General features: G+C 71.6%; 21 protein-coding genes. 11 read left to right on the forward strand and 10 right to left on the reverse strand.

Annotation, left to right across the window (positions count from 1 at the left end):
• Positions 1-19 precede the first annotated feature (19 nt).
• The 3 genes from IEW07_RS17470 to IEW07_RS17480 form a co-directional block, all read right to left on the reverse strand.
• Positions 20-1453: an NAD-dependent succinate-semialdehyde dehydrogenase gene (locus tag IEW07_RS17470; protein ID WP_188539584.1), complete on the reverse strand. Its 1434-nt coding sequence runs from the start codon at positions 1451-1453 to the stop codon at positions 20-22.
• 79 nt (positions 1454-1532) lie between these two features.
• Positions 1533-3185, reverse strand: a complete 1653-nt coding sequence (locus IEW07_RS17475; RefSeq protein WP_229741946.1) for a flavin-containing monooxygenase — start codon at positions 3183-3185, stop codon at positions 1533-1535.
• A 72-nt stretch (positions 3186-3257) separates the two neighbouring features.
• Entirely contained in the window at positions 3258-4193 is a 936-nt protein-coding gene (locus IEW07_RS17480; RefSeq protein WP_188539586.1) for an alpha/beta hydrolase, read from the reverse strand.
• A 298-nt stretch (positions 4194-4491) separates the two neighbouring features.
• Here IEW07_RS17480 and IEW07_RS17485 point away from each other — a divergent pair, with 298 nt between their 5' ends.
• Positions 4492-5547: an alcohol dehydrogenase gene (locus IEW07_RS17485; RefSeq protein ID WP_188539588.1), complete on the forward strand. Its 1056-nt coding sequence runs from the start codon at positions 4492-4494 to the stop codon at positions 5545-5547.
• A gap of 16 nt (positions 5548-5563) precedes the next feature.
• Complete coding sequence (locus tag IEW07_RS17490) at positions 5564-7393, forward strand: helix-turn-helix domain-containing protein (protein ID WP_188539590.1); 1830 nt, start codon at positions 5564-5566, stop codon at positions 7391-7393.
• Positions 7394-7447: 54 nt separating this feature from the next.
• Here the strand turns inward: IEW07_RS17490 and IEW07_RS17495 are convergent, their stop codons facing one another.
• From IEW07_RS17495 to IEW07_RS17505, 3 genes are all read right to left on the reverse strand, one after another.
• Positions 7448-8359, reverse strand: coding sequence for a LysR substrate-binding domain-containing protein (locus tag IEW07_RS17495; protein ID WP_188539592.1), 912 nt, complete (start codon positions 8357-8359; stop codon positions 7448-7450).
• 176 nt (positions 8360-8535) lie between these two features.
• Positions 8536-9306, reverse strand: a complete 771-nt coding sequence (locus IEW07_RS17500) for an HNH endonuclease family protein (protein ID WP_188539594.1) — start codon at positions 9304-9306, stop codon at positions 8536-8538.
• Positions 9307-9415: 109 nt separating this feature from the next.
• Entirely contained in the window at positions 9416-10417 is a 1002-nt protein-coding gene (locus IEW07_RS17505) for a LacI family DNA-binding transcriptional regulator (protein ID WP_188539596.1), read from the reverse strand.
• A 208-nt stretch (positions 10418-10625) separates the two neighbouring features.
• On the opposite strand from IEW07_RS17505, the gene IEW07_RS17510 reads away from it, so the two are divergent.
• From IEW07_RS17510 to IEW07_RS17545, 8 genes are all read left to right on the forward strand, one after another.
• The gene (locus IEW07_RS17510) at positions 10626-11597 is read left to right on the forward strand and encodes an asparaginase (protein ID WP_188539598.1); all 972 of its coding nucleotides are present in this window, start codon (positions 10626-10628) and stop codon (positions 11595-11597) included.
• Positions 11598-11648: 51 nt separating this feature from the next.
• A complete protein-coding gene (locus IEW07_RS17515; protein ID WP_188539600.1) occupies positions 11649-12536 on the forward strand; it encodes a polysaccharide deacetylase family protein in 888 nt (295 codons plus the stop codon).
• Positions 12537-12562: 26 nt separating this feature from the next.
• Positions 12563-13903 carry an MFS transporter gene (locus IEW07_RS17520; RefSeq protein WP_188539601.1) on the forward strand — a complete coding sequence of 447 codons (1341 nt, stop codon included), beginning with the start codon at positions 12563-12565 and terminating at the stop codon, positions 13901-13903.
• Positions 13900-14679: an SDR family NAD(P)-dependent oxidoreductase gene (locus IEW07_RS17525; protein ID WP_188539603.1), complete on the forward strand. Its 780-nt coding sequence runs from the start codon at positions 13900-13902 to the stop codon at positions 14677-14679. The genes IEW07_RS17520 and IEW07_RS17525 overlap by 4 nt, the downstream gene beginning before the upstream one ends.
• Positions 14680-14698: 19 nt before the next feature.
• Positions 14699-15451 (forward strand): SDR family NAD(P)-dependent oxidoreductase, encoded by a 753-nt coding sequence (locus IEW07_RS17530; protein WP_188539605.1) that lies wholly within the window; start codon positions 14699-14701, stop codon positions 15449-15451.
• A gap of 15 nt (positions 15452-15466) precedes the next feature.
• Positions 15467-15835, forward strand: coding sequence for a hypothetical protein (locus IEW07_RS17535; protein ID WP_188539607.1), 369 nt, complete (start codon positions 15467-15469; stop codon positions 15833-15835).
• 136 nt (positions 15836-15971) lie between these two features.
• Positions 15972-17075, forward strand: a complete 1104-nt coding sequence (locus IEW07_RS17540; RefSeq protein WP_188539609.1) for an oxidoreductase — start codon at positions 15972-15974, stop codon at positions 17073-17075.
• A gap of 79 nt (positions 17076-17154) precedes the next feature.
• The gene (locus IEW07_RS17545; protein ID WP_188539611.1) at positions 17155-17775 is read left to right on the forward strand and encodes a class I SAM-dependent methyltransferase; all 621 of its coding nucleotides are present in this window, start codon (positions 17155-17157) and stop codon (positions 17773-17775) included.
• Positions 17776-17889: 114 nt separating this feature from the next.
• On the opposite strand, the gene IEW07_RS17550 is transcribed toward IEW07_RS17545, so the two are convergent.
• Both IEW07_RS17550 and IEW07_RS17555 read right to left on the reverse strand, forming a co-directional pair.
• Positions 17890-18891, reverse strand: coding sequence for an AraC-like ligand-binding domain-containing protein (locus IEW07_RS17550; RefSeq protein WP_188539613.1), 1002 nt, complete (start codon positions 18889-18891; stop codon positions 17890-17892).
• 134 nt (positions 18892-19025) lie between these two features.
• Positions 19026-20426 (reverse strand): aldehyde dehydrogenase family protein, encoded by a 1401-nt coding sequence (locus tag IEW07_RS17555; protein WP_188539622.1) that lies wholly within the window; start codon positions 20424-20426, stop codon positions 19026-19028.
• A 248-nt stretch (positions 20427-20674) separates the two neighbouring features.
• On the opposite strand from IEW07_RS17555, the gene IEW07_RS17560 reads away from it, so the two are divergent.
• On the forward strand, positions 20675-22285 hold the full coding sequence (locus IEW07_RS17560; protein ID WP_188539615.1) for a GMC family oxidoreductase: 1611 nt from the start codon (positions 20675-20677) through the stop codon (positions 22283-22285).
• 342 nt (positions 22286-22627) lie between these two features.
• On the opposite strand, the gene IEW07_RS17565 is transcribed toward IEW07_RS17560, so the two are convergent.
• A complete protein-coding gene (locus IEW07_RS17565) occupies positions 22628-25204 on the reverse strand; it encodes a hypothetical protein (protein WP_188539617.1) in 2577 nt (858 codons plus the stop codon).
• 440 nt (positions 25205-25644) lie between these two features.
• Positions 25645-26383, reverse strand: a 739-nt coding sequence (locus IEW07_RS17570) for a metal-dependent transcriptional regulator (RefSeq protein ID WP_308738245.1), incomplete at its 5' end; no start/stop codon positions are given.

Below are 26383 nucleotides of genomic sequence, written 5' to 3' on the forward strand. Positions count from 1 at the left end.
GGGTCGCGGCGTGCAGGGTCTACCGGCCGACGTGACCGCCGGCGGCGACGGCCCTGCCCTCGGCGCGCCGGGTCGCCGTCGCGTGCGGGTTGCGCACGAGCTTCTTGTTGGCGAACTCGTTGAAGCCGAACCGGGCCAGCTCCCGGCCGAAGCCGGAGCGCTTGACGCCGCCGAAGGGCAGGTCCGGGGCGCTCTTGCTGGTGCTGTTGATCCACACCATGCCGGTCTCCAGGGACTCCGCGATGTGCTGGGCCTTCTCGTCGTCGCCGGTGAACACGCTGGAGGACAGCCCGTAGGGGGAGTCGTTGGCCAGCTCGATCGCCTCCTCGACGGTCTCGAAGCGGTACACGACGCCGGCCGGACCGAAGAGCTCCTCGCTGTAGAGGCGCATCTCGGGCGTGACGCCGCCCAGGAGGGTGGGTCGGTAGAACGCGCCGGGCTCGTCCGTCCTGCCGCCGTCGAGCAGCACCTCGGCGCCCTGGGCGACGGCTTCCTCCACGAGCTCCTCCAGCTCCTCCACCGCGGACTCCGAGGACAGCGGCCCGATCTTGGTGTCGGCGCTCGTGGGGTCGCCCGGCGTCCAGCAGGCCGCCTGGCCCACGAACCTGCGGACGAACTCGTCGTAGACGCCCGCCTGCACCAGGAAGCGCTTGGACGCGGTGCAGGCCTGGCCGGCGTTGCCGAGCCTGCCGGTGGCGGCGGCGGCCGCCGCCTCGTCGAGGTCGGCGTCGTCCAGGACGATGAACGGATCCGAGCCGCCCAGCTCCAGGACGCACTTGGTCAGGTTCCGGCCGGCCACCTCGGCGACGGCGGCGCCGGCCTTCTCCGAGCCGGTCAGGGAGACGCCCTGGACCCGCGGGTCGGCGATGGCGTCGGCCACCTGGGAGGAGGAGACGAACGCGTTGAGGTACACCCCGTCCGGCAGCCCGGCCTCGGTCAGCACCTGCTCGATGGCCAGGGCCGACTGGGGGCAGTTGCGGGCGTGCTTGAGGATGATGGTGTTGCCCAGGGCGATGTTCGGGGCCGCGAAGCGGGCCACCTGGTAGTAGGGGTAGTTCCACGGCATGACGCCCACGAGCGGGCCGATCGGCTCGGTCCGGACCACGGCGGTGCCCGGCCCGGAGATCTCGAGGGGCTCGTCGGCCATGAACTTCTCGACGTTGTCGGCGTAGTACTGGTAGATCGAGGCGACGAGGGCGACCTCGCTCCGGGCCTGGGCGGCCGGCTTGCCCATCTCCAGGGTCAGCAGCGCGGCGAGCTCCTCGGCACGCTCCCGGTGGATCTCGGCGGCCCGGATCAGGACGGCCCGGCGCTCGTCGAGCGAGGTGGTCCGCCAGGAGCGGTAGGCCGCGTGGCTGCGCGTGATCAGCTCCTGCAGCTCCGCGTCCGAGATCTCCGGGAACGTCTTGACCGCTTCCCCGGTGGCCGGGTTGGTGGTGGTGTACACGCCCATGGGGGTGTCTCTCCTTCGGTGGGGGTGAGGGGGCGCCATCGTCGTGATGGCGCCCCCTCGGCGTCAGGGTGTCGGTGCGTCAGACCGTGGCCGGCTGCGCGGCCTTCGTCAGTTCGAAGCCACGGTAGCCGTGCTCGGCGACGTCGGCCAGGACGGAGCGGTAGTTGGCCAGACCGCCCAGGTAGAAGAGGACGGAGGGCTTCTTGCCCGGGATGTTCGCGCCGAAGATCCACGAGTCGATCTTGGTGAACAGGGTCATGTTCGCGATCTCCGTGCAGGTCTCGGTCCACTCGGACACGGTCTGCTCGGCGGGCTCGATCGCCTTCAGGCCGTTGTCCTCGGAGTACTTGACCAGCTCGGTGATCCACTCCACCTGGGTCTCGATGCTCGGCGGCAGGTTGGTGAAGGGGCCGTTGGGGCCCAGCACCATGAACCAGTTGGGGAACTTGGCGGTGGCCACGCCCAGGTAGCTGTTCGGCTGCCCGCCCCAGTGGTCGTTGAGGTGCAGGCCGTCGCGGCCGCGGATCTCCATGCGGCGGTAGTTGCCGTCCACGGCGTCGAAGCCGGTGGCGAAGATCAGCGCGTCCAGCTCGTGCAGCTGGTCGTCCTCGGTCACCACGCCCGTCTCGGTGATCACGCGGATCGGGGTCTCCTTGAGCGCGACGACGTCCACGTTCGGCTGGTTGAAGGCGTCGTAGAAGCCGTTGTCGCACAGCGGGCGGCGGGCGTAGAGACCCGACGGCATCAGCTTGCGGGCCTTCTCCGGGTCCTGGATGATCTGGCCGATCTTGGAGCGGATGAAGGCGGCGGCGGTCTCGTTGGCCTCCTCGTCCGTGGCGATGTCCCCGAAGGTGCCGAACATGAAGCGGAAGCCGCCGCCCTTCTGCCAGGCCTCCTCGTAGACGCGGTTGCGCTCCTCCTCGGAGACGCTCATGGCCGGGACGGTGCTCTCCTCGAAGCCGAAGGCCACGCCGGAGTTCTTGACCTGCTTCCAGGTCTCGTCGTAGTTGGCCTTGATCTCGTCGATCTCCGCCTCGGTCACCTCGCGCTTGCCCACCGGCACCGAGTACTGCGGGGTGCGGACGAAGACGGTCATGTGCTCGACCTTCGGCGCCAGCTCGGTGACGACCTGCTCACCGGTGGAGCCGGTGCCGATGACGCCGACGCGCTTGCCGGTCATGTCCTTGCCCTCGGGCCAGGCGCCGGTGTGGAGGACCTCGCCCTTGAAGGTGTGCAGGCCGGGCAGCTTCGGGAAGTTGATGGCCGAGAGCAGGCCCACCGCGTTGACCACGTACTTGGCGCGGAACACGTCGCCGGCCTCGGTGGTGACCTCCCAGAGGCCCTCCTTCTCGAGGTAGACGGCCGAGGTGATCTCGTTGTCGGCGCCGAAGCGGAAGTGGCGGCGCAGGTCGAAGCGGTCGACGACGCCCTCGAGGTACTCGAGGATCTCCGGCTGGGTGACGTAGGTGTACTTCCAGGAGCCGTCCTGCAGCAGGTCCTTGTCGAACGAGTACCGGTACAGGTGGCTCTCCGTGTCGGAGAGGGCGCCGGGGTAGCGGTTCCAGTACCAGGTGCCGCCGGGGCCGTCGGCCTTGTCGAAGCCGATCACGGACAGGCCGAGCTCGTTGGCGACCTTGTGGACGGCGTAGATGCCGCCGAAGCCGGCGCCGATCACGATGGCGTCCACGGTCTGCGGATGCATCTGGCTCTCGGGGTGGGTCTGTGCGGTCATGGCGAACTCCTTGGTCGTGCTGGTGAGAGGAAAGAGCGGTGAAGGATGAGGACGGTGGGTGCTGCGGGAGCGTCAGGCGCGGTGCCAGGCGGCGAGCTTCGCGAACTCCTCGTCGACCAGGGCGGAGCGCCCGGCCAGGAACGGGTAGACGTGCTGCTGGCCCTCGCCGATGGACAGGGTGACGTCGACACCGGCCGCCGCGGCGCGCTCCTCCAGGCGGGTGGCGTTGTCGAGGAGCGACTCGACGCTGCCGGCCGTGATGTACAGCTTCGGGAACCCGGTGAAGTCGGCGTACAGCGGGTTCGCCAGGGGGGTGGTGGGGTCGACGGTGCTGCCGAGGACGCCGGCGATCATGCCTTCGAGCAGCTCCGGGGTGATCAGGGCGTCGGTGTCGTTGTTGGTGACGAGGGTCCTGCCCTTGTTCTCCATGTCGAGCCACGGGGAGAAGGCGATGACGTGACCGGGGCCCTGCTTGCCCTGCTCCTTGAGCGAGAGGGCGATGGCGATGGCCAGGTTGCCGCCGGCGGAGTCGCCGATGGTGGTGATGTCCTGGGGCTTGATGCCGGAGTCCACGAGCGCGTCGAAGGCGGCCACGCCGTCCTCGACCTGGGCGGGGTGCTGGAACTCGGGGGCGCGGCGGTAGTCCAGCACGAAGCTCACGGTGCCGAGGGCCTTGGCGACGTGGGCGGCGAGCTTGCGGTGGCTGGCGGCCGAGCCGACGGCGAACCCGCCGCCGTGGGTGTACAGGAGCACCTGGGACTCGTCCGCACCCTGGGGCAGGCACCAGATGCCCGGGACGCCGCCGACGGTGTCCTCGCGGTAGAGCACGCCCTCCGGCTCGACGGTCGGCTGGTGCCACTCGTCGAAGATGGAGCGGAACAGGCGCATGGTCAGGTCCGGCGTCGTCTCCATGATCTGGCACCAGTCGGCGTAGAGATCGCGGAGCAGGTCCTCGCCCTCGGTGCCGGCGGCGGCGGTGCTGGACGTTGCGGAGGCGTTGGTGGTCATGGCGTCATCCTTCGGTGGGTTCGGGAACGGCTCCGGACGGGGTCGGTGGGCGCCGCGTCCGCGTTCTGTGTGCTTCTCGCCGCAACCGCTGTGTGTGATTGCCGTCACGACGTCTGATTCCAAAGTAGGGATGTGTTCCATGCCACAGCTGTTCCAATGTGGAACACTCTGTGCATTCGCACACTGATGCAGCAAGACTCCCCAATCGGCATCAGATTTGGTATTGGAGGCTTCTCAAAGAGTTGGTCATCATGAAGGGATACGCCGATGTCCTCCCACTGAACGAGGTGCTCTTCCGATGCATGCCTACGCAGTCCTCCCCGAGGACCCCACCATCCACGACCTGGAGATCCCGACCCCGAGCCCCGAGGGCCGGCAGGTCCTCCTGCGGGTCGTCCGGGCCGGTGTCTGCCACACCGACACCCACCTCCGTGAGGGCGGGTACGACCTGGGCAGCCGCGGGATGATGAGCATGAAGGACCGCGGCATCGAGTACCCGATGGTCCTCGGCCACGAGGTGGTCGGCGTCGTCGAGCAGGTGGGCGGCGACGTCGAGTCGGTCCGTCCGGGCGACGTGCGGCTGATCTACCCGTGGATCGGCTGCGGCCGGTGCCGCCAGTGCCGTGCGGGCTACGACAACCGCTGTGCCGCAGGGGAGAACCTGGGCGTGGCCCGCCACGGCGGCTACGCCGAGTCCATCCTCGTGCCGGACGAGAAGTACCTCGTGGACATCGACGGCGTCGACCCCAGCTGGGCCGCCACCCTCGCCTGCTCCGGCCTCACCGCCTACAGCGCCGTGGACCAGGTCCTTCCCCTCGAGCCGGACGAGCCCGTCGTCGTCTTCGGTGCGGGAGGGCTCGGCCTCACCGCCATCGCGATCCTCCGTTCGCGGGGCCACCGCAACATCTGCGCCGTCGACGTCGCCGAGCGGAACCTCTCCCTGGCCCGGGACATGGGCGCCTCGAGCACGGTCCTCTCCGGGGCCGGCGTGGTCGGCGACATCCAGCAGGCGGCCGGCGGCCCGGCCAGTGCGGTCATCGACTTCGTCAACAACGGCGTGACGGCCTCGGCGGCCTTCGACGTGCTGGCCAAGGCGGGACAGATGGTCCAGGTCGGCCTCTTCGGCGGCGAGGTCACCATCCCGACCGCGCTGCTGGCCCTGCGCATGATCCGCGTCGAGGGCAGCTTCGTCGGGACCCTGGGGCAGCTGCAGGAGCTGGTGCGGATCGCGCAGCGCGGGGAGCTGCCCGACATCCCCGTCGTCGAGCGGCCGCTGTCGGCGGCCTCGGTGTCCCAGGCGCTGGACGACCTGACCGCCGGCGGCATTGCTGGACGCATCGTCCTGACGGCTTGATAATGGGACGATGCCGGTGTATGAGCCACGTCGCGAGGACGAGGTGCGGATCGCCCGCGAACGGCTGATCGCGGAGGGCCTGTTCCGGGCCTCCGTTCCTCCGGCCCTCGTCGCGGAGGAGATCGAGCAGAGCTGGCGCCGCTCGGTCTCGCACCGCGTGAATCCCGGGGCCGAACCCCACATCCTGGGGGAGATCGACCCCGACAGCGCCATGCTGCGCGCCGCGGGGCGGATCCTCGACCAGTGGCAGACCAATCTCACGGACTCGCGGATGGCCCTGTTCCTGGCCGACGAGGGCGGCCGCATCGTCTCCCGCCGCATCGTCGACCCCCAGGACGGGCGGGCCCTGGACCGGGCCAACGCGGCGGAGGGGTTCGACTTCTCCGAGCGTGCCCTGGGCACGAACGGGCTCGGCACCCCCATCGAGGCGCGCGGCGTCGTGTTCGTGCGCGGCAACGAGCACTTCAACGACGCCCTGGCCCACCTCGCCTGCGCGGGCGTTCCCATCAAGCACCCCATCACGGGCCGGATCGTGGGGTCGCTCTCGATCGCCTCCCAGGTCGACGTCGCCAGTTCTCTGATGGTCGCCATGGTGCGGCAGGGCGGGCAGCAGATCGCCGAGGCGCTCGAGCACATGGCCGACTCCCGTGACCTGGAGCTGGCGCGCACCTACCGCCGCTTCCGCTCCTCCCGGCGCCCGGTCCTGGTCATGAACTCGGAGACCGTCATGACGGACCTCCCCTCCCTCGCCCACCTCGACGCGGAGTCCCACGCGATCCTGTGGGAGAAGCTGCGCCTCCACCACTGGGACGAGGACACGCTGCGGCTCGAGCTGCCCGTGCTCGGCACCGAGGCCATGGTGCGGCGCTTCAACCGCGGGGGCCAGGACGCCATCTTCGCGCTGGAGTTCCTGGAGCCGGCCGGGACCCTCGCCTCCGGGCAGGGCTCCGTCATCGGCGCGCCGGAGAGCGCGACCGCGCCCGACCTCAGCGGTGTGCTCGACGCCGTGGCGAATCCCCGTGCCCAGGTGTCCCCCTACGAGGCCGTCCAGCGGCAGCTCACCGCGTCCGCCGCCGTGCCCGGGCTCATCCGGGTGGTCGGGGACCCCGGGGTCGGCAAGCGGCACCAGGCCGCACGGTGGTTGCAGCAGCGCACGGGGCAGGCGCCCAAGATCGTCACCGCCCGCGACCTCGTCACGAACGGGGCGGTCTGGACCCGCGGGGAGGCCCAGCTGCAGGCAGGGCGTGGGATCGTCGTCGTCGGGGGCGACAGCCTCTCCGAGGGGCTGCGCAGGCGCCTCGGGGACTTCGCGCGGCTGCCGCGCCCCGGCCTCCATCCTGGTGCCCGGGTCGTCCTGACCGAGCACACCGGCCGCGTCGGCAGTCCCGCGGCCGGGGCCGACGCGGGCCCGGCAGCCGTGCACGTCCCCTCCCTCGCCGATCTCCACGGTGCGCTGCCGGCCGTCGTGCGGGAGGTCGCCGCCACGCTCTTCCCCGGCGCGCCGGCACCGCGGTTCTCCCCCGCCGCGCTCCAGTCCCTGCTGGCCTGGCCCTGGCCGGGCAACGTGGCCGAACTGACCGAGGTCCTCGCCGCCCTGCCGCAGGTGGCCCAGGGCGGCCTGATCCAGACCAAGGACCTGCCGGCCCTGATGCGCCAGGGGCCGGGGTCCTCGTTGAGCCGCTACGAGCGGGCGGAGCGCGACGCGATCGCGGACGCCCTGCGGGAGGCCGAGGGGAACAAGTCCCGCGCCGCGGAGATCCTGGGGATCGGCCGCACCACGCTCTACCGCAAGATGCGGACCCTGAAGATCGACGCCGGCGAGCGCATGACCGCTCCCGGCCAGTAGTCCCGGACGGTTCCGCCGGTCACCGCCGGAGGCTCCGGCCGCCGCTCACGGACCTCAGGAGCCGGTGTCCTCGGCGCCGAGCGACCACACGTCCTCGGCCACGGCGAACACACGGCCCAGCACCGGGTTGGGGTTGCCCGGCAGCCAGGCCATGCTCAGGTGCACGGGCAGCGTCCGGTCCCGCAGCGGGAGGAAGCGCACGTGGGGGTCGGTGACGTTCTGCTGCACCGAGGAGAGCGTCAGCGTGGACCCGACTCCCGCCCCGACGAGCGCCAGCGCCGTCCAGGTGTCGGGCGCCACCTGGGCGATCAGGGGCTCGAAGCGGGCCCCGTGGGCCAGGCGGTGGAGGCGGTCGCGCAGCACCGACCCCGCGTGGGCCGGCAGCGTGACGAACGGCTCCTCGCTGAACTGCGCCATGTCGACCGAGTCCTCCCCGGCCAGCGCATGGGTCGCGGGGACGGCGAGGACGAGCTCCTCGCGCTGGACCACCCGGCTCTCGACGCCTGCGGGCAGGAAGTCCCAGCGGCCCAGGCCGATGTCCATCTCGCCGCTCAGCACGCGCTCCAGGGCGGGCTGGGCGAAGTTCTGGCTGTGCAGCCCCGGGGTGATGCCCGGGTGGCGGCGCCGCAGTTCGCGGGCCAGTTCGCCGACCAGCCCGTACGTGGAGGCGCCGGCGAAGGCGATCTCCACCCGGCCCCGGTCGCCGGCCTCCGCGGAGACGACCACGTCGCGCGCGTGGTCGGCCGCCGCGAGGATCTCGCGCGCGGACTCCACCAGGGCGGAGCCGGCGGCGGTGAGCCGCACGTTGCGGGTGTTGCGGTCGAAGAGGCGGACGCCGAGCTCCTTCTCCAGGTTCCCCACGTTCCGGCTGACCGGCGGCTGCGCCATGTGCAGCCGCTCCGCCGCCCGCCCGAAGTGCAGCTCCTCCGCCACCGCGAGGAAGATCCGCAGCTGCTGCAATTCCATCGGAGCTCCTCGGATTCATGCGTCGTGGACGGCTATTTTCGCACAGACACATGCGACGGGGGCACTAATGCGGCGGCGACTGCCGTGCGGGCTCGACGCAGCCCGGGTGGGCCGCCGCGGATAGCCGGTCGGACCGCACTGCCCTGCTCCACCCGCCCGGATCACCGATCGGAACGCTAGGGCTGATCCGCCGGCGGCGGCGCCGTCTCCTCGGCCGCGGGCACCGCGGTCGGCAGCGCCTGCTCGGGGCAGCCGGCCAGCACCTGCGCCATGGCCTCCTTCTCGCCGGCGGTGACGAAGAGCTGGTACTTCGCCTTGACCGCGATCTGCCGGGCCACGTACTCGCAGCGGTACCCCTCGGCCGGGGGCAGCCACGCGGCGGCGTCCGAGGCGGACTTGTCCCCGTTGGTGGGCCCGTCCACGGCCTGCAGGTTCAGCGGGTCGTTGGCCAGGGCCACCCGCTGGTCCCGGGTGAGCCGGTCGGCCCCGGTGATCCAGGCGTTCTTCAGCGCGACCACGTGGTCGATCTGGACGTCGGCGGACGTGGCCGGTCCGCGCACGAAGTCGATGGTGGCCCCGGTGTAGGGGTCGTGCAGGACCCCGGAGAGGACCCTGCACCCGGCGTCGTCGACGACGACGCCGGTCAGGTCGCGGGCCAGGACGTCGTTGCGGGCGTCGCATCCGTTGCCGTCGGGATCGGCCCAGTCCCCGAACTGCTCGAGGCGGTCGTAGTCCTCGCCGGAGGCCGCCCGGTCGACCGGCAGCTCCTCCAGGACCTGCGCGGCGGAGGACGAGGTGGTGGTGGTCCGGGAGTCGTCGGTGCACCCGGCCAGGAGGCCGAGGGCGACCACCAGGGGAACGGCGGCGGCCCATCGGGTCGCGAGGGCGGCGCGGCGGGCGCCGGTCCGGGCAGCCCCCGGCAGCCGGGGGTGGCGCACAGTGTCCATGGTCGTCCTGAGCTCCTCCTGGCGAGGTGACGAACCCCGGGGCGGGAGTCCTGGACCTCATCCTCTCAGGTCAGGGCCGCACGAGGAGGGCCGGAGCACGGCCGTCCCGTCAGCTGCTGGTCCGCACCACCAGCTCTGGGGCCAGCTGGACGCTCTCGACGTCCTTGCCGTCCAGGACCTCCATCAGCAGCTCGAAGCCCCGGCGCCCGATCCGGTGCATGGGGGAGCGCACGGTCGTGAGCCCGATGCTCCCGGCCAGGGGCGTGTCGTTGAACCCGACGAGGGCCGTGTCCTCGGGCACCCTGATCCCCTCGCGCGTGAACACCCCGAGCGCGCCGATGGCCGCGAAGTCGTTGACCGCGAAGACGGCCTCGGGGAGCGGCCCCCCGCCGAGGATCTTCGCCGCGGCCACGCCGCCCGCCGGGGCGTCGAAGCCGCCGGGCACGACCAGGGCGGGGTCGACCCCGATGCCGTGCTCGGCGAGCGCGTCGAGGAAGCCGGCGCTGCGGTCCCGCGACGTCGAGGCCCGCGGGTCGCCGGCGATGAGCCCGAAGCTCCTGCGGCCGGTGGCCACGAGGTGCTCGGCCACCATCCGGCCCCCCGCGTAGTCGTCGCAGGTCACCGACCGGTGCGGCGGGGAGCGGCGGCTCACGAGGACGAAGGGCACGCCGCGCCGGGCCAGCTCGTCGAGGTAGGGGTCCTTGAGGGTCGCGTCGCCGAAGATCAGGCCGTCGGCACGGCGGTCCAGCAGCTTCTCGGCCTTGGCACGGTGGGCCGCGGGCTCGTCGAGGGAGTTCGAGACCACGGTGAAGTACCCGTGCTCGGACGCCGCCTCGTCGATGCCCTCGTAGATCGTGGCCAGGACGTAGTCCTGCAGCCGGGGCACGATGACGCCGATCATGTGGGACTTCGCCGTGCGCAGGGAGGCCGCGTAGGGGTTCTTCCGGTAGCCGCGCTCAGCGGCCAGGGCGAGGATCCGCTCCGTGGTCTCCGGCGACGCCCACCTGGAGTCCAGGCCCTTGGGGTCGTTGAGCACCCGGGATACCGTGGAGGCGTTCAGGCCGAGCTCCTCGGCCAGTGCCTTCAGCGTGACGGCCGTTCGTGCGCCCATGCTCGTCCTCCCTCCGCTGCTCCAGCCTCTGTCCCAGCTTCTGTTCCAGCACTGTAACGGACGTTAAATCCTCGTAAATGTGTTGCGCATCACTCTAGGCGTCCCCTAGTCTCAGGGTCATCACATTACGCAATCGATTGCGGCATTCGTTTGCATAGACGGCTCGTTCCCCCGGGAGCGGGTCGACCCCACGGAAAGGAAGCGGCGCGTGACGCACATCCAGCTTCTCGGCACGGGAGGGACCATCGCCTCGCGCGACAGCGGGGGGACGGGGTCCGTGGCCACCGACGCGGCGACCGACCTGGCCCGCGCGGAGTACGGGGAGCTGAGGGTCACGGCCCGGGACGTCCTCACGACCAACAGCTACCGGCTCACCCTGGGGGACCTGCGGCTGATCGCCGAGGCGACCCAGGAGGCCCTGGTGGACCGGGGCAACGACGGCGTGGTGGTCACCCACGGCACCGACACCCTGGAGGAGACGGCGTTCCTCCTGGACCTGGTGCACCGCTCGCCCAAGACCGTGGTGCTCACCGGCTCCCAGCAGCCCGCCGACAGCCCCGCCCCGGACGGTCCCCGCAACGTCGAGGAGGCGGTGCTGGCCGCGGCGTCACCGGGACTGCACAACAGCGGCGTGCTCATCTCCTTCAACGGGACGGTCCGCTCGGCCCGGGGCGCCCGGAAGGCCCACACCACCGCGAGCAGTCCCTTCCAGGGCGGCGCCGAGGTCGCGCACATGGCGGGGGACGAGCTCGTCGTCACGGCGACCCCGCAGCGCCACCACCCGCCGCTGCCCCTGCCGTCGGCCGCGTTCGACACCACCCGCGTGGAGATCGTCACCGCCTATCCCGGGGCCACGCCCGACCTCCTGGACTTCGCCGTGCAGTTCGGCGCCCAGGCGGTCGTGCTGGCCGGGACCGGCGTCGGCAACGCCGGTCCCGGCTTCGCGGAGAACGTCGCCCAGGCCGTCGAGAGCGGGTGCGCGGTGGTCCTCAGCACGCGGGCGCCGTGGGGGCCCGTGGTCCCGCTCTACGGCAACGGCGGGGGCACCGACCTCGTCGCGGCCGGAGCCATCCCCTCCGGTGACCTCAACCCCTTCCAGGCACGCATCCTCGCCGCCCTCCTGCTCTCCCACGGCACCCCGGCCGCCGAGCTGCCCTGGGCGTTCCGGGCCCACCTGTAGACCGTCCGTCCCATCCACCCTCGGATCCCACCCACCACCAGAGGAGACAACATGTCCAAGAAGATCTACGTGTCCGTCGGGATCGACGTCGACGCCGTCGGCGGCTGGCTCGGCTCCTACGGCGGGGAGGACTCCCCGGGCGACATCTCCCGCGGTCTCTTCGCCGGCGAGGTCGGCGTGCCGCGGCTGCTCCAGCTCGCCCAGCGGCGGGAGATGCCCGTGACCTGGTTCTGGCCCGGCCACTCGATCGAGACGTTCCCGAAGGAGTTCGACGCGGTCGTCGCCGCCGGTCACGAGATCGGCGTCCACGGCTACAGCCACGAGAACCCCATCGCGATGACCCGCGCGCAGGAGACCGAGATCCTCGACTACTGCACCGACCTCATCGAGCGGCGCGCCGGCAAGAAGCCGGTCGGCTACGTGGCGCCGTGGTGGGAGTTCTCCGGGGTGACCAACGAGATCCTGCTCGAGCGCGGCTTCCTCTACGACCACTCGCTCATGCACGACGACCACACCCCGTACTACGTGCGGGTCGGCGACACCTGGACCAAGATCGACTACGACGCGGCCTCCGCCCGTGAGTGGATGAAGCCGCTGGTGCGCGGCGAGGAGACCGACCTCATCGAGATCCCCGCCTCGTGGTACCTCGACGACCTCCCGCCGATGATGTTCATCAAGTCCAGCCCGAACAGCCACGGCTTCGTCAGCCCGCGCGACATCGAGCAGCTGTGGAAGGACCAGTTCGACTGGGTCTACCGCGAGATGGACTACGGCGTCTTCCCGATCACCATCCACCCCGACGTCTCGGGCCGGCCGCAGAACCTGCTCATGCTCGAGCGCCTCTTCGACCACATCCAGGGCCACGACGGCGTCGAGTTCGCCTTCATGGAGGACGTCGCCCGCGACTTCGCCGCCCGCAATCCCCGCACCTCCGCCTGATCCGACCGGCACGAAGGAACACAGCCATGTCCTCTCTGCGCTCGAACCCGACGCCCTCCGGCGTCGAGCCCTGGAACGTCAAGATCACCCCGAAGACGATCCGGCAGGTCTCCGTCGTCTGCTTCATCGCCTGGGTGGCCTCCGTCTACGACTTCACCCTGTTCGGCACCCTGCTCCCGGTCATCGCCGAGGACTTCGGCTGGTCGGTGGCCGAGTCCACCGCGATCAACACCTACGCCACGATCGGCGTGTTCATCGTGGCCCTGGCCGTGGGCACGATCATCGACAAGATGGGCCGCAAGAAGGCCCTCATCGTGCTCATGCTCGGCGGCGCGGTGGCCTCCGGGCTCACCGGTGCCGCGCTCGGCGCCGTCAGCCTGATCATCATCCGCTCGTTCTCCGGGTTCTCCATGTCCGAGGAGGTCGTCAACGCGGTCTACCTCAACGAGATGTACAAGGAGGCCAAGAGCCGCGGCCTCATGTACTCCCTCGTGCAGGGCGGCTGGCCCGTGGGCGCGCTGGTCTCCGCGGGCCTCTCGGCGCTGACGCTGCCGATCATCGGCTGGCGCTGGAGCTTCGTCGTGGCCGCGGTCCTGTCGATCATCGTCGTCATCCTGGCCCTGCGCCTGCCGGAGTCCCCGACGTTCGCCGCCATGCGGGAGGTCAGGCGGCGCCGGGCCGCCGGTGACGTGGCGGGCGCCCACGCGCTCGCCGCCGAGCACGACCTCGAGGAGGCGGCCCACCACGCCACCGGCGTGAAGGACGTCTTCACCCCGGAGCTGCGCCGGCACACCACATGCCTGTCCCTCGCCTGGTTCTTCAACTGGTTCGGCATCCAGGTCTTCTCCGTCCTGGGCACCACCATCCTGGTCGAGGCCAAGGGCGTGTCCTTCGACAACGCCCTGATCATCCTGGTGCTCTCCAACGCGGTGGGCTTCGTGGGCTACGTCTTCCACGGCTGGCTGGGCGACAAGATCGGCCGCAAGCCGACCGTGGTCCTCGGCTGGATCGCCGGCGCCGTCTTCAGCTTCGCGATGCTGATCGGCCCGGGCACCTCCGGCTACATCATCCCGCTGTACGCCATGACGCTGTTCTTCCTCACCGGTCCCTACGCGGCCCTGCTGTTCTACATGGGCGAGTCCTTCCCGCCCCAGGTCCGCGGCATGGGCGCCAACGTGGCCCACGTGATGGCCCCGCTCGGCGGCATCGCCGGCTCCGGCCTGCTCACCGTCCTGCTCACCGCGGGGGTGGACACCGGCTGGGCCGCGATCATCACCGGCACCGGCGGCCTGCTCGCCTCGGCGCTGTGCATGGCCGGGACCCGCAGCATCAAGGACGCCCACCTGAAGACGACGGTGATCGCATGAACCGCGACGACGGACTCGAGGGAAAGGTCGCCGTCATCTCCGGCGGCGGCAGCGGGATCGGCCGGGCCCTGGCGGTCGCCTACGCCAGGGCCGGGGCCCACACCGTGATCGGCTACCTGCCGTCGGACCCCCACGACGCGACGGACACCGTCCGCGCCGTGGAGGCCGCGGGCGGGCGCTGCACAGCCGTCCCCATGGACGTGCGCAGCTTCGAGGACACCGAGAAGCTCGCCCAGACCGCGCTCGACGAGTTCGACCGGCTGGACATCTCGGTGGCCGCGGCCGGGATCCTGCGCCGTGCCGCGCTGGCGGACATGACCGACCAGGCGTGGGACGACATGATGGCCGTCGACCTCTCCGGGGTGATGCGCGTCTTCCGCTCCTGCAGCACGCGGATGACCCGGGGCGGGGCGATGGTCGCGACGTCGTCGATCGCCGGCGGTATCTACGGGTGGGAGGAGCACAGCCACTACGCGGCGGCGAAGTCCGGGCTCATCGGCCTGTGCCGCTCGCTGGCCGTGGAGCTGGCACCCCGGAAGATCCGGGTCAACGCCGTCATCCCGGGGCTGATCGAGAGCCCCCAGTCCCTGGACCCGGTGAACTCGCTGGGCCGCGAGGGCCTCGACGCCGCCGGCTCGATCATCCCGTGGGGGAGGGTCGGCAACGTCGACGAGGCCGCCCGCACCATCCGCTTCCTCACCAGCGACGACTCGGCCTACGTCACGGGGCAGCAGCTCGTCGTCGACGGCGGGCTCACCGTCCGCTGGCCGAGCTGAGCCCCCAGGAAAGGCAGACATGGAACAGCAACTGACCGGCAAGGTCGCCGTCGTCACCGGTGGCGGCAGCGGCATCGGGGCGGCGATCGCCATGCTCTTCGCCCGGGAGGGCGCGGACGTCGCGGTGCTGGACCGCGACGAGCAGCACGCGACGGCCGTCGCGGAGGAGAGCGGCAGCTTCGGCGGGCGCACCACGGCGCTCGCCGTGGACGTCACCGACGGCGAGGCGGTGCGGAGGGCGATGGAGAAGGTCGTCGAGGAGCTCGGCGGGATCGACATCCTCGTCAGCGCCGCGGGCATCCTCGACGAGACGCCCCTGCTGGAGATGACCGAGGCGACGTTCGACAAGGTCCTGGCCGTGGACCTCAAGGGCGTGTTCCTGGCCGCGCGCTGGGCCGCGCCCCACATGGTGGAGCGCGGCGGCGGGCGGATCATCAACATCGCCTCGCAGCTCGGGATCAAGGGCGGCACCGGCCTGACGCACTACGTCGCGGCCAAGGCGGGGGTGATCGGCATGACGAAGGCCATGGCGCTGGAGCTGGCCGAGCACGGCATCCTGGTCAACGCCATCGCGCCGGGGCCCATCGTCACGCCGCTGATCGAGGGGCTGTCCGAGGAGTGGAAGGCCGCCAAGCAGGCCGAGCTGCCCATCGGCCGCTTCGGTCAGGCCCACGAGGTGGCGCCCACGGCGCTCCTCCTGGCCTCCTCGCCCGGCGGCGACCTCTACACCGGTCAGACGCTGGGCCCCAACAGCGGCGACGTGATGCCGTAGCCCAGGAGGTTCCCCATGTGCGCAGGATGCCCGGGTGGACGCGCGGTCTCGAAGGCCACGGCCTGGCTGAACCTCCACGGGATGAAGCCCGCCGTCCTGAAGGAGTTGCAGCGGCGCACGGGACGCCGCGCGAAGCTCTCCGTGTTCGGCGACCGGTGGGTGCTGACGTCCCGGACCGGCAGGCGGGAGGTGTTCGACGACGTCGAGGCGCTCGCCGGTGCCCTGCTCGGACAGGGGCTCGTGGACCGGGATGCGTCCGCCGGCACCCCGGCGGACGCGACCCTCGAGCAGCTCCTCGAGGTCGGGGGCGGCGCCGGTCGCCCGCGGCCCGACCCCGGGGAACTGGTGACGGCGCTGCTCGCCGGCGCCGGGCGACCGGAATAGCCCCCTGCCGGCAGTCGTTCGTCCAAGCACGGGGCCCGTCCACCGCGGTGGACGGGCCCCGTGCCCGGAGAGATCGCGTCCGGGGCGATCGTGCCCCGGAAGAACGTTCCCTGAAGTCAACGTGAAGGAGATCGTCGTGCCGGATTTCGCCCCGCTCTGGTCGCCCGTCCAGATCGGTTCCACCCAGCTCCCCAACCGCGTAGCGCTGGCCCCCATGACCCGCATCAGCGCCACCGAGGACGGACTCGTCACCGAGAAGATGGTGTCCTACTACGAGGCCTTCGCCCGCGGAGGGTTCGGGCTGCTGATCACCGAGGGGATCTACACCGACACCGCCCACAGCCAGGGCTACCTGTTCCAGCCCGGCATCGCCACCGAGGAGCAGGCGCGCTCCTGGGCCGGCGTCGTCGACGCCGTCCACGCGGCCGGCGCGAAGATCTTCGCCCAGCTCATGCACGCCGGGTCCCAGGCCCAGGGCAGCCGGTTCGTGGACTCCACGATCGCCCCGTCGGCGGTCGCCCCCAGGGGCGAGCAGCTGGGGTTCTACCGCGGGGAGGGCCCGTACCGGGTCCCCTCGGAGATTACCGCGGCCCAGATGGAGGAGGTCCGCGAGGGCTTCGTGGCCGCCGCGCTGCGCGCCCGGGACGCCGGCTTCGACGGCGTGGAGATCCACGGCGCGAACGGGTACCTGCTGGACCAGTTCCTCACCGACTACCTGAACCGGCGCACCGACGAGTACGGCGGGTCCCCCGAGAACCGGGTGCGGTTCGCCGCGGAGATCTGCCGCGCCGTCCGCGAGGCCGTGGGCCCGGACCTGACGGTGGGCATCCGCGTCTCCCAGGCCAAGGTCAGCGACCACGACCACCGGTGGAGCGGCGGCGCCGAGGAGGCGGCGGCGATCTTCTCCACCCTGGGCGCCACCGGGATCGACTTCCTCCACACCACGGAGTACCGGGCCACCGCGCCGGCGTTCGGCGACGAGGGCGACTCCCTGGCCGCCCTCGCCAAGAAGCACTCTGGGCTCCCGGTGATCGCCAACGGCCACCTGGACGACCCGGAGACGGCCGTCTCCATGCTGCGCGACGGCGCCGCCGACGTCGTCGCCCTGGGCAAGGCGGCCCTGGCCAACCGGGACTGGCCCCAGCGCGTGCGGAGCGGTCAGCCCCTCGAGGAGCTCGACGCGAGCCTGTTCGACCCGGTGGCGGACGTCAAGGACTGGGAGCTGGAGCTGCTCTCGTAGGCCCGCCCCGCGTCGTCGCCCTTCCCCGGCGACGGCGGTCCGGGTGCCCCGGGCGCCGGCCCGCCTGTAGCCTGGCCGGATGGTCGAGCAGAGCGCGTGGATGGACAAGGTGCAGGCGGATCCGGGGCACTCCGCCTGGTACATCGAGCGGTTCCGGGACCTGGCCGCCGCCGGCCACGACATCGTCGGGGAAGCACGCGCGATCGACGCCATGGTCCCCCGCCGGGCGCGGGTTCTCGACGCCGGCTGCGGGGCCGGGCGCAACAGCGGCCACCTGCACCGGGTGGGGCACACCGTCGTGGGAGTCGACGTCGACCCCGCCCTGATCGCCGCGGCCGGTCAGGACCACCCCGGCCCGCAGTGGCTCGTGGAGGACCTGGCCGAGCTGGACCTGCCGGCACACGGCATCCCCGAGCCGTTCGACGTCATTCTGTGCGCGGGCAACGTCATGACCTTCCTCGCACCGAGCACCCGCACCGAGGTGCTGCGGCGGTTCCACCGGCACCTGGCACCGGGCGGGCGGGCGGTCGTCGGGTTCGGCGCCGGGCGCGGCTACCCGTTCGACCGGTTCCTCGCCGACGCCGGGGACGCCGGGCTGGTGCCCGACCTGCTCCTGTCGACGTGGGACCTGCGACCGTTCCGTCAGGACAGCGACTTCCTCGTCGCCGTGCTGAGCGCGGTCACCTCCGCACCGTCCTGAGGGGCTCGCCGAAACCCTCTTGAGGGGCTCGTCGAGCCGCCTTCCGCACCCCGAAGCCCTCGACTGCCGCCGTCCGGGCGGATCGCGAGGATCGCGCCCGAGCGGCGGGCGTCGTCACCGACCGGCGCCCGCCGCCCGGGTCCTGTACTGCGCCGGGGACACCCCGAACTCCTGCTTGAAGATCCGGGAGAAGTGCGCGGCGTCGGGGAAGCCCCAGGCCGCCCCGATCCGCGAGACCGGGCGGTGGGCGTGGGCGGGGTCCAGCAGCGCCTGGCGGCACCGCTCCAGGCGGCGGTGCCGGATCCAGGCGGAGAGGGTGTGCTCCTCGCCCTGGAACACCTCGTGCAGCCGCCGGACCGAGAGGAACAGGTGGGCCGCGATCATGGCGGGGCCCAGCTGCGGGTCGGCGAGGTGGTCCTCGACGAAGCCGCGCACGGCGGCGCGCAGGGCGTCGTGCGCGGTGGGGCTGTCCTCCTCGGCCGCAGCACCGGCGGTGTCACCGTCGAGGTCCTCGGCCTGCTCCGTGAGCAGCGCGCCCACGAGGTCCACGGCGGAGCGGCCCAGGCGGGCGGCGGAGCGGCCGGCCAGCACGTGCATCCGGTCGGAGAGCCCGCCCAGGAAGTCCGCGGTGAGCGCGCCCACGCCCTCGTCGCCCGGCAGGCGGGTCGCGGTCACGGCCCCCATCGCCCGCCGCGGCAGCTCCAGGCCCGTGCCCGGGAGCATGAGCACCAGGAGCCGGGCCTCGTGGGGGAACTCCAGCCGGTAGGGGCGGTCGGTGTCGTAGAGGACCATGTCCCCGGGGCGCAGCACGGCGGTCCGGCCGTCCTGCTCGACCGTGCACGTGCCCCCGAGCTGCAGGCCGAACTTGACCGACCCGCCGGACGCGCCGCGCGGCACGTCGTGCTCGACGACGTGCCGCGTGGCGCGGATGTGGCTGATCTCGGTCTGCCCGGTGGGCCGGTGGTCGATCCGCGCGCGGAAGGTGACGCGCTCGGTCGTGTCCACCTCGAGCGGCACGAAGACCTCGGAGGCCAGCCGGGCGAAGTCGGTGGCGGACGTGGCGAGCAGCGGGCGCGCCACGGCGCGCTCGCCCTGCTCCGCCACTCCTGCCGGCACCGACTTCGCCCCTCTCGCCCGATGATCCCCTGTGGGCTACATCATCGTGCGGGCCGGGCGGCTTGTCGATGCGCCCATCCCACGAGGTGTCACACGGCGAGGGGTCACACGGCGAGGTGTCACACGTCGACGGGTCACACGGAGATGACCTTCGGGACGCCGAGGGCCTTGAGGCCCTCCACGCCGAACTCCACGCCGTGCCCGGAGCTCTTGATCCCGCCGAAGGGCATGCGCGGGTCGACGGCGCCGTGCTTGTTGATCCACACCGTGCCGGCCTGGATCCGGGCGGCGACCTCGCGGGCCTTCGCGACGTCGGAGCTCCACACCGAGGCGCCGAGGCCCACGTCCAGGCGGTTGGCCATGCGCACGGCGTCGTCCACCGAGGAGTACTTCACGATCGGCAGGGCGGGACCGAACTGCTCCTCGGTCACCAGGGGGTTGTCGTCGTCGAGGTCGGCCACGAGCGTCGTCGGGTAGAAGTGGCCCGGCAGGCTCTCGTCCGGGTCGCCGCCGATGAGCACCCGGCCGCCGCCGGACCGGGCCTTCTCGACGAGGTCCGCGACGATCTCGTACTGCGCGCGGTTCTGCAGCGGGCCGAGCACGTTGCGCTCGTCGCGCCCCTGGCCCATCGGCATGGCCGCGGCCACCTCGGTCAGGGCCTCGCACACGGCGTCGTAGACGTCCTCGTGGACGTAGAGGCGCTTGAGTGCGGCGCAGGTCTGGCCCGTGTTGATGAACGCGCCCCAGAACAGGCCCTCGGCGATGGCCTGCGGGTCGGCGTCCGGGAGCACGATGCCCGCGTCGTTGCCGCCGAGCTCCAGGGTGAGCCGGGTCAGGGTGTCCGCCGCCGAGCGCATGATCGCCTTGCCCGTGGCGGTCGAGCCGGTGAACATCAGCTTGTCCACGCCCGCGTGCTGGGACAGCGCCGCCCCGACCTCCCGGCCCCCCGCCACCGCGGTGACGAGGCCCTCGGGCAGCACCTGGTTGAGGACGTGCACCAGCCCCAGGACGGACAGCGGCGTGTACTCGGAGGGCTTGGCCACCACGGTGTTGCCCATCCGCAGGGCGGGGGCGATCTGCCAGACGGAGATCATCATCGGCCAGTTCCAGGGGCTGATGGCCCCGACGACGCCGATGGGGTCGTAGTGCAGGACCGCGTGGCCGGACTCGTCGTCGACGATCGTCTCGGGCTCCAGCGGCAGGGACGCCGTCGCGCGCAGCCAGGCCACGGCGCCGCCGACCTCGAAGAGGGCGTTCGGCCCGTTCTGCACCGGCTTGCCCTGCTCGCGGGAGAGCAGCTCGGCGAGCGCGGGGGCGTTGGCCTCGACGGCGTCGGCGGCCCGCTGCAGCAGCGCGCAGCGCTCGGCGTCGGGGACGGCGGCCCACTCGGGCTGCTTGGCGCGGGCCCGGGCCAGCGCCTGCTCCAGGTCCTCGACCGTGGACTCGTGGACGCGTCCGACCAGCTCCCCGGTGGCCGGGTCGAGGATCTCGCGGCCTCCGGGGTCGGTGATCGCGGCGAGCAGCTCCTCGTACATGAACGTGGGCGGGGCCGGGGAGGCGGCGGGGGAGGTGGTCGCGGTGTCGGTGGTCACGGTGGGCTCCTTCGGTGGGGCGGATCGGTGCTGGTCCCATCGTGACCCAGGGCACACCCCGTCGCCTTGTCCGTGAGGGCAGGGTTCTTGACGCAGAGCGCGGGATGTCCGCCGCGACTCCCGCGCTCTGCGTCAAGAGCTCCGCGCGCCCGGACAAGCCGATCGGGTGTGGCCGCGCTCACACTGATCCCATGAGCACATCTCCCGCAAGCACACCGACCAAGACCTATATCGTCGTCGGCGCCGGCACCGCCGGCAGCATCATGACCCGCCGCCTCCTGGACGCCGGGCACGAGGTGACCCTCCTCGAGGCCGGCGCCCAGGACCTCAACCCGGCCATCCACCTGGTGTCCCGCCTGGGCGAGCTGTGGCACTCCCCGGAGGACTGGGACTACTTCACCGTGCCCCAGCAGCACGCCGACGGCCGGGTGATCCATTGGCCGCGCGGGCGCGTGCTCGGGGGGTCCCACGCGCTCAACGCCACCATCTGGGTGCGCGGGGCGGCGCAGGACTACGACGCCTGGGCCGCGGACGGCTGCCCCGGCTGGTCCTGGGAGGACGTGCTGCCGTGGTTCAAGGCCGTCGAAACCTACGTCCCGCCCGCCGGCCAGGTGCCGGACGCCAGCCGCGGCACGAACGGTCCTGTTCCCGTGGTGCAGGACTACCCGCTCAACCCGATCTTCGGGTCCATCATCGAGGCCGCGGAGCACGTGGGCGTGCCCTACAACGAGGACTACAACGCCGGCACCCTCGACGGCGTCTCCCAGCAGCAGGTCAACGTCCGGGACGGCCGGCGCTTCAACACCTACATGGCGTACGTGAAGCCGGTGGAGGACGACCCGAGCCTGACCCTGCGCACCGGCGTCCTCCTGCAGAAGGTCCTGGTCGAGGACGGCCGCGCGGTCGGTGTGGCGGTCGTGCCCCTCGACGACCCGGACGGCGCGCCCGAGGAAATCCGCGCCGACGAGGTGATCCTGTGCGCCGGCGCGCTCGACTCGCCCAAGATCCTCCTGCGCTCCGGCATCGGCCCGGCGGGGCACCTGGCCGACGTCGGCGTCCCGGTGGTCCACGACCTGCCCGGGGTCGGGGAGAACCTCCACGACCACCTGCTGGCCCCGGTCATCGCCGAGGCCACGAAACGGACGATCGAGCACCCCGAGTCCGACTGGTCCGTCACCCAGACCCACCTGTTCTGGCGGTCCCGCCCGGACCTGGACGTGCCGGACACCCAGCCCATCCACTTCTCGGTGCCGATGTACGACGAGGAGATGACCGGCCCGGCCAACGCCTTCACCCTGCACTCGGGCCTCGTCCGCCCATACTCCCGCGGGACGCTGCGCCTGACCGGGCCGCGGGTCTCCGACCCGGTGGAGCTGGACCCGAACATCTTCGACGACCCGCGCGACCGCGAGGCGCTGCTGGCCTCCTTCCGCCAGGCCCGCGCCATGGTGGCCGCCCCGCCGCTGGCGGAGGACTGGGGCGCCGCGGAGCTCTACCCCGGCCCGGAGGTGCGCACCGAGGAGGAGGAGATCGCCTACATCAACCGGTTCGTGACCACCTACCACCACCAGGTCGGCACGTGCCGCATGGGCGCCGGCCCGGACGCGGTGGTCTCCCCGGAGGACCTGCGCGTGCACGGGATCGACGGCCTGCGGGTCGTGGACGCCTCGGTCATGCCGCGGGTCCCCAGCGGGAACACGAACGCGCCCACGGCGATGATCGCCGAGCGCGCCGCTGCTCTCATCACCGCGGGGGACGCCTCTCCCAGTGCTGCCCCGGAGGTGGCTGGCGCCGGGCGCTAGGGGATGGCAGCAGGGGCGCCGATTCCGGGCGGCGCCCCGGGTCCGGCGTCGCCATCGGGCACTCGCTGGAGCGTGGAGTCAGCCGAGGCGAGTGCGGAACCCACGTCCGCGCAGGAGGGGTGGCCGCAACAGCCCGGGAAACCCGGTCCGGATGACGTGCCGACCCCACCAGCACGCCGTCGCAGCCGACGTCCGGCGAGGTGCTGCTCCGCCTGCCGATATCGGAGGCGCCCGGAAGATCCACAAGGTGAAGATGACGGGGGGAGGGCCCCGCCTCCTGCCCGTAGAGGTCGGGGCCCTCCCTGTCCGGTCCGCAAGGACACCCTCGCCGGCCGGCCTCTCCTAGCGGAAGCTGGAGAGGTCCAGGCTCAGGCTGTCACCGTCCACCGCGATGGGAGCGGAGACGTAGACGGTGTCCGAGGTGTCCTCGCTCTCCCAGTCGGCCGGCTCGTCGTCGTCCCACTCGGTGTTGTTCTCGTACGTCAGGGTGACCTTCCCGGGGTCGTCCGTGCTGAGGTACAGAGAGCTGCCGCTGTCATCCACCGTGTAGGTCGGGTAGGAGTCGACCGTCCACACCGGGTTGCGGTAGTCCTCCTCGTCGTTGTAGTACGTGTAGCCGAAAGGGCAGTCCTCCGGAGCGAACTCCGCCTTGGCCGCGCACGCGTCGATCATGGCGTTGGCCGCGGCGATCGCGTCCTCGCGCACGGCATCCGTGGGCGAGGCGGTGAAGGCGACCGAGTGAGTGGCGCCGGGGTCGTCCGCCCGGATCCGCAGGGTCTGCTCCCCGCCGAAGCTGACGTACTTCCCGCCCGCGGGCGGGGCGATCGCGTAGTCGCCGGGCAGCGCCACGAACTCCACGCTCTCGCCCGGTGAGGCCGCGGCCAGCTGCAGCTGCTGCCCGTTGACGGTCAGCTCCGTGGCGCCAGCGGGGATGTCCACCGAGACGCTCTGGTACAGGGCGGAGCCGCCGTTCTCAAGTCTCCAGTCCTTGAACACCCCTGCCTGACGGCCGTCCTGAACAAGGGTGAAGTGCACGGGGGTGGACACAGCATCCTGCGTGATCTCGGCGGAGACGGAGGCGGTGGACCCGTCCACGGTCACGTCCTGGATCGTGTAGGCCGTCACCGGGTGGACGGCGGCACCGTAGACGGCGTCGTTCAGCAGCAGACGCTGGTCGGTGGGAACGTTCGGGTCCAGTGACTGGACGGCGTCCGTGGAGCGGCCGTCGACGACGGACTGCAGGTACGACTCGACCTGCTTGCTGGGACTGAACGCGGTCCTGCTGAGGATCGAGTAGGTCACCGCGGCCGCTACCACGAGGACGACGAGCGAGCCGCCGACGATGAGCGCCGCACGGATCCTCTTCCGGGTCGCCGCGCTCATGGGCTCCCGCTCAGCGGCCACGTACTTCTGGACAGGGGCGGAGGATGTCGTAGCCGTGGCGCCTGTCCGCTCGGTGCGTGCCGTGTACCCCTCCGGGGTGGCCGCGGAGCGCGCCGGAGCACCGAGGCGCGAGATGAGGCCTGCCGGCAGCGCGGAGACGAGGGCGGGAGCGACGTAGCGGGACAGCGCTTCGACGACCAGCCCTACGGCGAGAAGGACGATGCACGTCCACCCGGCGGGGTGGACCGAGCCTGCCGCCGTGGCCCCGCCCAGCCCGATGGCGCCGGCATTGGCGCTGACGGCCGTCCTTCCGATGGCTGTGACCAGTAGCCCGAACAGGAAGTAGACCACTGGGAGGGTGATCCAGGAAGTGGGGCGCGCCAGCGCGGCCGGGCTGACGTCGCGGCGCAACAACCACACCGCCGAGGCGGCCAGCATCGACACAGCGGCCAGTACGAGAACGATCGCCACGACCCAGCCGGGCAGCCCCGTTCCCCACAGATAGAAGGTTCCGCCGTTGGGCACGTCGGCCCATGCCAGCAGCTCACGGGCGCCGCCTCCGGCGTTCGCGGACATCCCTGACAGGTGACCCCAGGAGAAGAACCACAGCACCATGGCGGGAACCCAGAACGGTGTGCTCAGGCCGCCGGCGAAACCTCCTTCGACGAACGCGACGATGATCAGTCCCACGGCCATCGGCAGCCCGAACACGGCCAGGTGCACCAGGGGAACCGGCAGGACGCGTCCTGACGACGGCAGGAACTGCTCGCGAAGAGTGCTGATGGTGCCTGCGCGGCGGGGGCGGCTCTTGGAGGCCAGCGCACTGGCGAGCGCCAGCGTGCCCGTCAGCCAGGCCAGGAAGAAGGGCGGCGCCGAGGCGGCCTCCACGGAGAGGGACATGGGATAGGACGACGCGTCATCGCTGTATCGGATGGCGAAGATCGAAGCGAGAACGACGACCAGAAGGGCCAGGACCAGGCCACCGGCGAGGGAGAGGATCCAGGTGGATGCGGCGCCGACCGGGGTGGCTGTCCGGAGGAGACGGCGCCCCAGGAAGTACAGGGCCAGGGCGCCCACCGCGACGATCAGCAACGGGGAGAACAGGATGGAGAACGCCTCCACGCCGTTGGGGCCCTGCCCCAGAGGTGTCTTCAGCAGCAACGTCAGCCGTCCGAAGAAGGCCATGGAGACCACCTGGATCGGAAGACTGAACAGGGTCCAGGCCGCGCTTGGTCCGTCCTCGCCGATGCCGGAGGACGACGCGGCGTCGTCGATGATCTCCGAGGGCGTGGCCCCGTCCGCGGAGAGCGCGGCGCCGGCGAAAGCCATCACGAGCATGAGCGCGGCGCAGATCAGCATCGACGCATAGGCGCCCACTGCCGCGAGAGCGGCGCCGGCCCAGTGCGTGGCTGTGAACGCCGACAGCCACTGGGGCGTCGAGATCTGCGGGGCGTCGGGTGCTGGCGCGGTCCGCTCCGTGCCCGCACCTCCGACGGACGGAGCTGAGTGGCCGTGGTCGTCCGGACGCTCGTGCATCCCGTCGATCGGCCGGGTGTCGTCGACGGAGATGCGGGAGGTCGCGGACTGATCAGGGAGAGGGTCGCCATCCTCTGGTCTCGGTGGGGGGAAGTTGGAAGAACTCATGGGGGGAGGCCTCTCAAGTTGCAAGCGTGAACCAATTCATGATCGTCGAAGAAATCCCTGCTGGTGCCCGAGAGTAAGAAACGCCCAGGTCAGGCCGGGGTCCGTGACGTTCCTGCCGCCTCGTGACCTGCCCGACGCCGTGTTTGCGACACCCGACGTCCCTCGGGGCTGGGACCCGTGGCGGGTCGGGGTGTCCTTCTGGGCGCCGGGAGTCCTCCGTCAAAGGTGCGCTGATCATGGACGCCGGGCAGGGGCGGGCCCAGGAGCGTCGGCCGGATCGTCGTCGGCCCGTGATTCATGTCGACTCCGTGTCGGGAGGCACTCCACGCCGTTCAGGGGGAGGAGCTCACCCAGATCGCCCGGGAGTCCTCCGCCGGGATCACGACCGGCCGGGGCTCGCCGTCGAGAAGGGCGGTGGTCGCCCCGTCGTCGTCGTGGCCGGTGACGGTGAGCGCCGTGCCCGGCGCGATGTCCTGTGCCCGCAGGCGGGTCAGGAGGTCGGGGTCGGCGTCGGAGACGCGGATGCTCTGGTAGTCGCCCGGCGCCGCCTCGGTGAGCCGGGTGGTTCCGGGCGGGTGGCGGACGTCCCCGTCGGCGGTGGGGATGGGGTCCCCGTGCGGATCGGCGGTGGGGTGGCCGAGCCGGGCGTCGATGCGCTCGATCATGGCCTCGGAGGCGGCGTGCTCGAGGCGCTCGGCCTCCTCGTGGACCTCCTCCCACGCGTAGCCGAGAGTGGTGACCAGGAAGGTCTCGAGCAGGCGGTGCCGGCGCACCATGGCGACGGCGTACTGCTCGCCCAGCGCCGTGAGGGTGACCGGCCTGTAGGGCTGGTACTGGACGAGGCCCTGGGCGGCCAGGCGCTTGACGGTGTCGGTGACGCTGGGGGCGGTGGTGCCCATGCGCTCGGCCAGGCCCTTGGTCGTGATCGGCGGGTCCCCCCACTCGGTGGCCGACCAGATCGCCTTGAGGTAGTCCTGGGCGACCGGGGTGATCTCGCTCAAGTCCATGGTTGCTCCTATGTCAAGCAGCTGCTGGTAGGCGGGGTGGGTGTTCGAGGTGCGGGATGGTCCT

The sequence above is a fragment of the Kocuria dechangensis genome (assembly GCF_014636775.1).
Taxonomy (GTDB): domain Bacteria; phylum Actinomycetota; class Actinomycetes; order Actinomycetales; family Micrococcaceae; genus Kocuria; species Kocuria dechangensis.